The 10675-nt window shown below is 71.0% G+C and carries 8 protein-coding genes; 3 read left to right on the forward strand and 5 right to left on the reverse strand.

Annotation, left to right across the window (positions count from 1 at the left end; translation table 11 throughout):
- Nucleotides 1–31 precede the first annotated feature (31 nt).
- The 5 genes from ACWGKQ_RS37465 to ACWGKQ_RS37485 form a co-directional block, all read right to left on the reverse strand.
- Entirely contained in the window at nt 32–2065 is a 2034-nt protein-coding gene (locus ACWGKQ_RS37465) for an NAD(+) synthase (protein WP_453296504.1), read from the reverse strand.
- Nucleotides 2066–2249: 184 nt separating this feature from the next.
- On the reverse strand, nt 2250–3086 hold the full coding sequence (locus tag ACWGKQ_RS37470; protein WP_453296505.1) for a PaaX family transcriptional regulator: 837 nt from the start codon (nt 3084–3086) through the stop codon (nt 2250–2252).
- An 85-nt stretch (nt 3087–3171) separates the two neighbouring features.
- Nucleotides 3172–3729 (reverse strand): CGNR zinc finger domain-containing protein, encoded by a 558-nt coding sequence (locus tag ACWGKQ_RS37475; RefSeq protein WP_453296506.1) that lies wholly within the window; start codon nt 3727–3729, stop codon nt 3172–3174.
- Between the two features lie 90 nt (nt 3730–3819).
- Nucleotides 3820–4812 (reverse strand): phospholipase D-like domain-containing protein, encoded by a 993-nt coding sequence (locus tag ACWGKQ_RS37480; protein ID WP_453296507.1) that lies wholly within the window; start codon nt 4810–4812, stop codon nt 3820–3822.
- A gap of 569 nt (nt 4813–5381) precedes the next feature.
- Complete coding sequence (locus ACWGKQ_RS37485) at nt 5382–6029, reverse strand: TetR/AcrR family transcriptional regulator (protein ID WP_453296508.1); 648 nt, start codon at nt 6027–6029, stop codon at nt 5382–5384.
- A 65-nt stretch (nt 6030–6094) separates the two neighbouring features.
- Here ACWGKQ_RS37485 and ACWGKQ_RS37490 point away from each other — a divergent pair, with 65 nt between their 5' ends.
- From ACWGKQ_RS37490 to ACWGKQ_RS37500, 3 genes are all read left to right on the forward strand, one after another.
- Nucleotides 6095–7531, forward strand: a complete 1437-nt coding sequence (locus tag ACWGKQ_RS37490; RefSeq protein WP_453296509.1) for an FAD-dependent monooxygenase — start codon at nt 6095–6097, stop codon at nt 7529–7531.
- Between the two features lie 165 nt (nt 7532–7696).
- Complete coding sequence (locus ACWGKQ_RS37495) at nt 7697–10081, forward strand: ATP-binding cassette domain-containing protein (RefSeq protein WP_453296510.1); 2385 nt, start codon at nt 7697–7699, stop codon at nt 10079–10081.
- 84 nt (nt 10082–10165) lie between these two features.
- Nucleotides 10166–10672, forward strand: coding sequence for a MarR family winged helix-turn-helix transcriptional regulator (locus ACWGKQ_RS37500; protein ID WP_453296511.1), 507 nt, complete (start codon nt 10166–10168; stop codon nt 10670–10672).
- Nucleotides 10673–10675: the final 3 nt, after the last annotated feature.

Consider the following 10675-nt stretch of genomic DNA (forward strand, 5'->3'; position numbering starts at 1 on the left):
GCGGACCGGACCGACCCCCGCGGCCGGCCGGCTACTTCTCCGGGACCCGGGCCAGGTCGTGCAGCCAGGCCTTCGCCGAACTGTCCGACGGGGCACGCCAGTCGCCGCGCGGGGAGAGCGAACCGCCCGCCGACACCTTCGGCCCGTTCGGCATCGCCGAGCGCTTGAACTGGGCGAAGGCGAAGAAGCGGCGGCAGAAGTAGTCCAGCCAGTGCCGGATCTCCGCCAGGTCGTACGCCTTGCGCTCGGCCTCGGGGAAACCGGGCGGCCAGGCGCCCGCGTCCCGGTCGTGCCAGGCGTGCCAGGCCAGGAAGGCGATCTTCGAGGGCCGGAACCCGTACCGCAGCACCTGGTAGAGGGTGAAGTCGTGCAGCGCGTACGGCCCGATCTTCGACTCGGTGGACTGCAGCTCCTCGCCCGGCACCAGCTCCGGGCTGATCTCCGTGTCGAGGATCGCGGCCAGGGTGCTGCCGGTCTCCGCGTCGAACTGCTCGCTGCTGATGACCCAGCGGATCAGGTGCTGGATCAGCGTCTTCGGCACCCCGGAGTTGACGTTGTAGTGGCTCATCTGGTCGCCGACGCCGTACGTCGACCAGCCCAGCGCCAGCTCCGACAGGTCCCCGGTGCCGAGGACGATGCCGCCGCGCTGGTTGGCCAGCCGGAAGAGGTAGTCGGTGCGCAGACCGGCCTGGACGTTCTCGAAGGTCACGTCGTAGACCGGTTCCCCGGCGGCGAACGGGTGGCCCATCTCCTGGAGCATCAGCCGCGCGGTCGGCGTGATGTCCAGCTCGGCGGCGGTCACGCCGAGCGAGTTCATCAGGCGGTGGGCGTTGCCCTTGGTGTGCTCGCCGGTCGCGAAGCCCGGCAGCGTGAAGGCCAGGATGTCGCTGCGCGGGCGGCCCGCGCGGTCCATGGCGCGGGCGGCGACGATCAGCGCGTGCGTGGAGTCGAGGCCGCCGGACACCCCGATGACCACCTTCGGGCCGCCGATCGCCGCCAGCCGCTGCTGGAGCGCGGCGACCTGGATGTTGTAGGCCTCGTAGCAGTCCTGGGCCAGCCGCTGCGGGTCGGCGGGGACGAAGGGGAAGCGCTCGACGCGGCGGCGCAGCCCGAGGTCGGCCGTCGGCGGGTCGAGCCGGAAGGGGACGGTCCGGAAGCCGCCCGTGCGTGCCGCGTGGGTACGGCGGTTGTCGTCGAACGAACCCGTCCGGGCCCGCTCCTGGCGCAGCAGGTCCAGGTCCACGTCGGCCACCGCGTACTGGTCGCCCAGCGGGAACCGGTCCGTCTCGGCCAGCAGCGCGCCGTTCTCGTAGATCATGGTCTGGCCGTCCCAGGACAGGTCCGTCGACGACTCGCCCAGCCCGGCAGCCGCGTAGACGTACGCGGCGAGACAGCGCTGCGAGGCGGAGCGGCACAGCAGCTTGCGGTCCTCGGCCCGGCCGACCGTGATCGGGCTGCCCGAGAGGTTCACCAGCACGGTCGCCCCGGCCAGCGCCGCCTCCGCGCTCGGCGGCACCGGCACCCACATGTCCTCGCAGATCTCGGCGTGCAGCACGAGGCCGGGGACGTCCTCCGCCTCGAAGAGCAGGTCCACTCCGAACGGCACGCTCTCGCCGCCGATCCGGATGGTGCCGCCCCGCTCGTCGTCGCCCGCGGCGATCTGGCGCCGCTCGTAGAACTCCCGGTAGTTCGGCGGGTACGACTTGGGCGCGACCCCGAGGATCCGGCCGCGGTGCACGAACACCGCGCAGTTGTAGACCCGGTTGCGGTGCCGCAGCGGGGCGCCGACGACGAGGACCGGCAACAGGCCGGCCGAACCGGCCGCCACGGTCGCGAGGGCCTCCTCGACCTGGTCGAGCACCGCGTCCTGGAGCAGCAGGTCCTCGATCGAGTAGCCGGTCAGGCCGAGTTCCGGGAAGACCGCCACCGCGACGCCCTCCTCGGCGCAGCCGCGGGCCTGGCGCAGGACCGCCTCGGCGTTGGCGAGGGGGTCGGCGATGACGGTGTGGCCCGTGCACGAGGCCACGCGCGCGAAGCCGTGCTCATAGATCGACCAGAAGTTCAACGGGGCTTCCTCGGGAGAGACGGACACGGTGCGGATGCCGGACAGGGAGCGTCGCCGTGCACGAGCACCCTTTCCTTCGGCGGTCGGGCGAACCTCCCGCCCCAAGCAGCATAGATCGCCCGATGATCTGGGCTGACCAGGAATTCTCCGCAAGCCGCGCGGTGGCCGTCCGTCGCCCGGCGGATCACAGGGGTGTGGTCTCCAGCAGGGCTGCGGCCGTCCGGCGGGCCGGGGCCTCGGTCTCGGCCGCGACGCGGTGGAACGTCGTCTCCGCCGCGTGGGCCGGCCAGTCGGCGGGCAGGTGCCGGACGGCCAGCCGCGGATCGGTGCGGATGACGTCCAGCCACGCGCTGACCAGCCGCAGCCGGGTGACGACGGCGTCGTCGTCGGGACCGGCCCGCCACGCCTCCCAGCGACTGTGGAAGTCCTCGTACCGGGCCGCGATCGACGCCAGGTCCCAGGTGTCGCGGATCATGAGGTCGATGTCCGTTGCCCCGTCGGCCGGCGCGTGGAAGATCTTCACGTGGGCGGAGAGCCCGAGTTCGGCGACGACCGCGGTGACGTCCACGCGGCCGGGCGCGCTCCACAGCCCGCTGTGGAGTGGCCCGAAACCCGACCAGCCGACCTGGGAGCGCAGATCGTGCCGCCGGCGCTGCCAGGACGCCGGCAGCGAGAAGCCGAGCAGGGTCCAGGAGCCGTCCCAGTCGTCGTTGACGGCGCCGGTCTCCCAGACGCGGCGCCCGCCGTCCTCCAACATCTCGGTGGCGAGGGGCGTCAGGCCGAAGTACATCCGGCGGCCCTGCCGTTGCCGTTGCAGCAGGTTCCGGTTGACCATGCGGGTGAGCGTGGAGCGGACGGCCTGCTCGCCGACGCCCGCCCGGCCCAGAACCGTGATGATGCTGCCCGAGTAGACGGCCGGCGGACCCTGCTCCAGTACGTGGTTGCCGAAGAAGGCGAGCAGGAGCGACTGCGGTCGTGGCTGCGGGGAGTCCAGGGGATCCGGGGCGAACTCGGCGTTCACCTGCGCAAGATTACGGCCACTTGGCGGACGTGCGCGGCGCGGGTGACACGCCGGCCGGCGGCCGGCCGGTCACCTGTCCGGCCGGTCACGCGGTGCCCTGGGCCTGCCGCTTCCGGGCCCGGTACGCGGCCGCCTTGATCCTGTTGCCGCAGGACTCCATGCCGCACCACTGGCGGCGCGTGCCCCGGGACCGGTCGATGTAGACACGGGTGCACTCGGGGTTTCCGCACTCCTTGAGCAACGGAGCGTCGGGCCCGCTCAGCAGCTCCACGGCCAGCCGCGCGACGCTCGACAGCACGGCCTCCGGGGCCGCGACGGTCCACCGTCCCGCCGCGGTGAGCTGGGGCGTCGCCGACGGCTTGCGGGCGGCGCCGTTGACCACGGCCAGGGACTCCGCGTCGTACGGCGTGCCCAGCCGGCGGGCGGTCAGCAGCCGGTACAGGGCCTCGCGCACGGCGACGGCCCGCGCCACGTCCTCGTCCTGGCTGGGGGAGACGGCGTCCGCCAGGCCGGACTCGACGTACCAGGCGTCCAGGCGCTCGGGCGAGACGAACATCTCGAAGCCGGCCGTGCGGCGCGCCCTGAGGGTCGCGGCGAAGTCGAGCGCCGGGTGACCGCAGACGAAGACATGCTCCAGATTCACGTCACCATGCTGGCGGGTGACGAGGCGGCGGGCAATACCCGCCCCGGCCGGGCCTGAGCGCGGCCGGGGCGGGCTCGCGAGCCCGGAACGCTACGCGGCGGTGCCGCCCGAGTAGTCGCTGTTGAACGTGGTCTCGACGGTCGTGGCCACCGACTGCGCCACCCCGGTGCCCGTGAGGATGATGCCCAGCTCACGGTTGTTGGACAGGGAGTTGCTGCTGATGTTCATGGAGCCGGCCTCCACCTCCTGGGTGGACAGACCGTAGTCGGCGACCATGGCCTTGGCGTGGATGTAGAAGCCGTTGGGGTCGGAGTAGCCGACGACCGTGCCGCCGGCGGCCTTGATCGCGGAGACCTCGCTGGAGTAGTCGCCCGGCGTCTCCAGGACGACCCGCACCTTCACACCGGCCTTGGCTCTGGCGACGATGGCGTTGACCACCGTGCTGTCGCTGAACTCCAGCTCCTCGACGTCGAGCGTCTTGGTGGCGGCGTTGACCACGGTCAGCAGGCGGGTGCGCGAGTCGGTGGGGGACCAGAGCAGGTGGTCGCCGTCGGTGGGGGTGATCGAGGTGCCGGCGTAGTCGGCGTTGAAGACCTTCTCGATCGCCGCGACGTCCCGGGTGTCGTCGGTGAAGACGCCGTAGTCCCGGCCGGTCGAGTAGTACTGCGAAGTCAGGTTGCCGGTCAGCACGAGCGACTTGGTGCCGTCGACCGTGATGGTCTTCTGGTGCGTGTAGACGAAGCTGGTCGGCGACCACGCCACGCCCACGCCCGCGTTCGTGAGGGCGGTGTAGGCGGAGTTGTTGGCGCTCTTGTGCGCCTGGTCCAGGACGACCCGCACGGTGACGCCCTTGTTCTTCAGGGCGATGAGGTCGTTGACGGCCGTGGTGTCCTCCAGCTCGTACATCGTCATGTCGAGCGAGCTGGTGGCCGAGTTGATGAAGTCGTAGATCGTCGGCTCGCTGCTGCTGAGCGAGAAGGCGAACGCGGTGTAGCTCGCGGCGTTCGCGGGGACCGCGGCGACGACCACGGCTGCGCTGGCCGCCAGGGCGACTCCCGCGCGAACGAGAAGCTTCGACAGCATGTACGTGACTCCTAGTCGAATAGACGCTCACGTGGGGGGTGGGTGAGCGTGGGCATGACACCACGCGCGTAGACTGCCGAGGAAGGGAAGCCGGGTGAACTCGCCGTTACCTGTGGGGCGTACGGGCGGACATAGCGGACCCGGCGCAGGTGGGAGCCGGTTCATGGGCATCCCGTGAGAACGCAAAATCTTCGTAGCCGAGCGCGGTGGACCCGCCCGGCCTCATCGTCCCGAACAGGCGTCGATCGCCGTCGGGGGAGCGGGCGTCGATTCGGGCGATGGCAACGGCCCCCTGACTGCGCCCGGTTCGCGAGTCGGCAGGCCGGCCGGACCGGTCGGATCCCGGCCGTCCCGGTCGTGATCCTCTGCCCGGTGAACAAGTGACGCCATGTCAGCCCATCAGGAGTTCGACCGTCGCCGCTACGGTCTTCACCCGCTGCTCACCGACGGGCGCTGGACCCTTGGTGTTCCGAGTCGGCGGCGAACCGGTGCTCCCTGGTGGTGACTTCGGGGACGTCGAGTCGCCGCGGCACCGCGTCAGGGGCCGGCCCCGGGCGGGACGGGCTCCTTCAGGGCCGTGCCGCGAGCGTGAGTTGGGAACGCAGGCCGTGGTCGAGAAGATCGAACGCCTGGTGGGCCGCTCGGGACGCTTCCGGGTAGCGGCCGTCGGCGGACTCGCCGTCCGCCAGGGCCGCGTGGTTCATGACGGCGAGTTGCTGCTGCGCCACGATCACCTGAGCGGCCGCGAGGCGCGCGACCAGCGGATCGGCGCCGGCCTCCCGCAGTGCCTCGGTCAGTGCCTCGATACCGCGGGACGTGTACCGCGTCAGCCGCGCCGCCAGGCTCTCCGTGCCGAAGACCATCCTCAGGAAGGCGACGATCTCGGGAGTGTCGTTGAGGCCGGTGTTCGGGTCGCGCCGCGCCAGCGCGTCCAGCAGTGCCTCCCGCAGCGCGTCGAGCGGCGGCCGGCCGGCCGTACGGCCGCGCACGATGCGGGCCGCTTCGCTCTCGTGGTCGGCGAACCGGTGCAGGACGAGGTCCTCCTTGGTCGGGAAGTACGCGAAAAGGGTCCGCCGGGAAACCTCCGCCGCTTCCGCGATCTCGGTGATCGGGACATGGTCGAAGCCCCTGTCCAGGAACAGGCGGATCGCCGTCGCCGAGATCGTCTCCCGGGTGCGTTCCTTCTTGCTCTCCCGCAGGCCCATCCGCTGATTCATGCACTCAGTCTACCTGGTGGTAGACTGAGTGCATTCTTGCACTGAGTGCATTTACGGGAGGTGTCATGCGAACCGAGATCATCGTGGTGGGCGCAGGTCCGACAGGGCTGATGCTGGCCCACGAGCTGACGTTGGCCGGCGTACCGGTCGTGGTCCTGGAGAAGGAGCGCACGCGCAACCCCCAGTCCCGGGCCGGCGGGCTGCAACCGCGTACCGCGGAGGTTCTCGACCTGCGCGGACTGCTGGACCCCCTGCTTGTCGACGCTCCGTCCCGCAACACCAACGGGGGGCATTTCGCCATGCTGCCCGTCGAGCTGGACTGCCGCCCCTGGCGCACCCGCCACCCGTACCCGGTCACCCTCCCGCAGGCCCGGCTGGAGGCGTTCCTCGAAGAGCGTCTCGTGGCGCAGGGTGTGCCCGTGCTGCGCGGACACCAGGTGTCGGCGGTGGAGCAGGACTCGGACGGCGTCACGGTCGGAGAGATCCGCGGCAGTCACCTCGTCGCGTGCGACGGAGGGCACAGCACGGTCCGGGCCGCGCTGCGCGTCCCCTTCCCCGGACGTGCGGGCGGGATGTCCGCCGTGGCCGCGGACCTCACCCTCGCGTCCCGGTCCGACGACGTGCCCACCGCCCGTGGGCACTTCAGCCAGTACCCCCGGTCCTCCGGCGGCTACTTCAGCATCCTGCACCCCCTCGACGGCGACCGGTACCGGCTGATCTTCGGCAAGCTCTCCGGTGACGCCCCGGACCGCGAGGCACCCGTCACCGCCGAGGAGGTGAGCGAGGCGCTGCATGCCGTGTACGGGCAGGACACGGAACTGGGCGAGTTGCACGCGGCATCCCGGTTCGGCGACGCCGTCCGGCAGGTCGAGCGCTACCGCGAGGGGCGGGTGTTCTTCGCCGGGGACGCGGCACACATCCATGCGCCGATCGGCGGCCAGGGGGTGAACCTGGGCGTCCAGGACGCGGTCAACCTGGGCTGGAAACTGGCCGCCGAGGTGCGGGGCTGGGCCCCCGCCGGGCTGCTGGACACCTATCACGACGAGCGGCACCCGGTCGCGGCGCGGGTGCTGGAACACACCCGTGCCCAGACCGTGCTCATGAATCCCGGCCGGGACGAGGAGGTCGAGGCGGTCCGCACCCTCGCGACCGAACTGCTCCGCCTGCCCGACACCAACCGCTACATCTCGGGCATGATGTCCGGTCTCGACATCCGGTACCCCGGTCTCGGCCCCCGAATGATCGACCTGGAGCTGACCACCGGGGCCGGTCCGACCCGGCTGAGCCGGCTGATGCACTCCGGCCGGGGCCTGCTGCTCTCCCTCGACGGCAGGCAGAGGAGCGTGGGCGACCGGTCCGACCGGGTCGAGCACGTCACGGCGAAGACCGACGAGGACGTCGAGGGCGCCGAGGCCCTGCTGATCCGGCCCGACGGCTACATCGCCTGGTCCACCACCGACCACATCCCCCTCGAAACGGCTCTCACCCGGTGGTTCGGCTGAGCCGCGGCTCGTCCGACGGTCAGCGGCCACGGCGGCCCGGCGTCGCCCCGGCGTCGTTCCGGTGTGCGAATCGGTCAGTAATGGAGAAGCGCTAGGGTTTTCATCCCGGTTAGCGTGGCGGCCGTCGACGGAGGTCCCGCGCAGCGGATGGAGACGGGTTTGAGCATGGCCAGAACGACCGAGACGCAGGCGCCCACGCCGCACGTGGCCGACAGCCACGGCCTGATCCGTGTGCACGGTGCGCGGGAGAACAACCTCAAGGACGTCAGCATCGAGATCCCGAAGCGCCGGCTGACGGTCTTCACCGGAGTCTCCGGCTCGGGCAAGAGCTCGCTGGTGTTCGACACCATCGCCGCCGAGTCGCAGCGGCTGATCAACGAGACCTACCCCGCCTTCGTCCAGGGCTTCATGCCGAACCTGGCCCGCCCCGAGGTCGACGTCCTCGACGGACTGACCACCGCGATCATCGTCGACCAGCAGCGGATGGGCGGCGACCCGCGCTCCACCGTCGGCACCGCCACCGACGCCAACGCCGTGCTGCGCATCCTCTTCAGCCGCCTGGGCAAGCCGCACATCGGCTCGCCCAAGGCGTTCTCCTTCAACATCGCCTCGATCAGCGGGGCGGGCGCCGTCACCGTCGAACGCGGCGGGCAGAAGGTGAAGGAGCGGCGCAGCTTCAGCATCACCGGCGGCATGTGCCCGCGCTGCGAGGGCCGGGGCGCCGTCACCGACCTCGACCTCGCCCAGCTCTACGACGAGACCCTGTCCCTCAACGAGGGCGCGATCACCGTCCCCGGCTACAAGGGCGGCGGCTGGAACTCCCGCCTCTACATCGAGTCCGGCTTCTTCGACCCGGACAAACCGATCAGCAAGTTCACCAAGAAGGAGCTCCAGGACTTCCTGCACCGGGAGCCGACCCGGATGAAGATCGCGGGCATCAACATGACCTACGAAGGTCTGATCCCGCGCATCCAGAAGTCGATGCTCTCCAAGGACAAGGAGTCGATGCAGCCGCACATCCGCGAGTTCGTGGAGCGGGCGGTCACCTTCGCCACCTGCCCCGAGTGCGACGGCACGCGGCTGAGCGAGGGCGCCCGCTCCTCGAAGATCAAGGACATCAGCATCGCCGACGCCTGCGCGATGCAGATCAGCGACCTCGCCGAGTGGGTGCGCGGCCTCGACGAGCCCTCGGTGGCACCCCTCCTCGCCACACTCCGGCACACCCTGGAGTCGTTCGTGGAGATCGGCCTCGGCTACCTCTCGCTCGACCGGCCGGCCGGCACCCTCTCCGGCGGCGAGGCGCAGCGCACCAAGATGATCCGCCACCTCGGCTCCTCTCTCACCGACGTCACCTACGTCTTCGACGAGCCCACCACCGGCCTGCACCCGCACGACATCCAGCGGATGAACGGCCTGCTGCTACGGCTGCGCGACAAGGGCAACACCGTGCTCGTCGTGGAGCACAAGCCCGAGGTCATCGCCATCGCCGACCACGTCGTCGACCTCGGCCCCGGCGCCGGGGCGGGCGGCGGCACGGTCTGCTTCGAGGGCACCGTCGAGGCCCTGCGGACCGGCGGCACCATCACCGGCCGCCACTTCGACGACCGGGCCGCCCTCAAGGACACGGTCCGCAAGCCCACCGGCACACTGGAGATCCGCGGCGCGAGCACCCACAACCTCCAGGGCGTCGACGTCGACATCCCGCTCGGCGTCCTGGCCGTGGTGACCGGCGTCGCGGGCTCCGGCAAGAGCTCCCTCGTGCACGGCTCGATCCCGGCCGGCGCCGGGGTGGTCTCCGTCGACCAGGGCGCCATCCGCGGCTCCCGGCGCAGCAACCCGGCGACGTACACCGGGCTGCTCGACCCGATCCGCAAGGCGTTCGCCAAGCAGAACGGCGTCAAGCCCACCCTGTTCAGCTCCAACTCCGAGGGCGCCTGCCCCACCTGCAACGGCGCCGGCGTGATCTACACCGACCTGGCGATGATGGCGGGCGTCGCCACCACCTGCGAGGAGTGCGACGGAAAGCGGTTCGAGGCGTCGGTCCTCGACTACCACCTCGGCGGCCGGGACATCAGCGAGGTGCTGGCGATGCCGGTGACCGAGGCCGAGGAGTTCTTCGCCGCGGGCGAGGCGCACACCCCGGCCGCCCACCGCATCCTCCAGCGGCTCAACGACGTCGGCCTCGGCTACCTCACCATCGGCCAGCCGCTCACCACCTTGTCCGGCGGCGAGCGCCAGCGCCTCAAGCTGGCCACGCACATGGCCGACAAGGGCGGCGTCTACGTCCTCGACGAACCGACCGCGGGCCTGCACCTCGCCGACGTCGAGCAGCTCCTCGGTCTGCTGGACCGGCTGGTCGACTCCGGCAAGTCGGTCATCGTCGTCGAACACCACCAGGCGGTCATGGCCCACGCCGACTGGATCATCGACCTCGGCCCCGGGGCCGGCCACGACGGCGGCCGGATCGTCTTCGAGGGCACCCCGGCCGACCTGGTGGCCGCCCGCTCGACCCTCACCGCCGAGCACCTGGCGCAGTACGTCGGCGCCTGATCCGGGCCGCCCTGAGGAGACGAGATCCCCTCAGGGCGGCCGCCCGCGAGAGGTTTGAATATTCAAAATGGCTAGGCTGCGGCCATGACCACGACGCCGCGCTGGCTGAACCCCGAGGAACGACGGGCGTGGCTCGCCTACGTCCAGTTCTCCACGCACCTGTCCGACCACTTGAACCGGCAGCTGCGGCGCGACACGGGGATGACCCATGCCGACTACACGCTGCTCGTGCAGCTGTCCTCGGTCAAGGACCACAGCCTGACCATGTCCGAGCTGGCCGAACGCCTGAAGATCACCCGGAGCCGACTCACCCACGCGGTGACCCGCCTCCAGGAGGCCGGCTACGTCGACCGCCGTGAGGACACCGTCAACCGCCGCAACCAGCACGCCGTCCTCACCCCGGCCGGCATGAGCCTCCTGGAGCGCGCGGCCCCCGGCCATGTCGAGGCGGTCCGCCGAGCGGTCTTCGACGCCCTCACCCCGGAACAGGTCACCCAGTTCGCCGAGATCGGCGAGGCAGTCAACGCCGCCCTGCAGCGTATGGACGCCGACACCGACGAGCAGGAGGCGCTGCCCTGGCGGCGACGCTAGCGC

It is taken from the genome of Streptomyces sp. NPDC054770, from assembly GCF_053611985.1.

Coding starts and splice junctions, on each gene's coding strand:
- ACWGKQ_RS37500 (WP_453296511.1), top strand. CDS start 10,166: ATGACCACGACGCCGCGCTGGCTGAACCCCGAGGAACGACGGGCGTGG.
- ACWGKQ_RS37480 (WP_453296507.1), bottom strand. CDS start 4,812: ATGCTGTCGAAGCTTCTCGTTCGCGCGGGAGTCGCCCTGGCGGCCAGC.
- ACWGKQ_RS37485 (WP_453296508.1), bottom strand. CDS start 6,029: ATGAATCAGCGGATGGGCCTGCGGGAGAGCAAGAAGGAACGCACCCGG.
- ACWGKQ_RS37495 (WP_453296510.1), top strand. CDS start 7,697: ATGGCCAGAACGACCGAGACGCAGGCGCCCACGCCGCACGTGGCCGAC.
- ACWGKQ_RS37490 (WP_453296509.1), top strand. CDS start 6,095: ATGCGAACCGAGATCATCGTGGTGGGCGCAGGTCCGACAGGGCTGATG.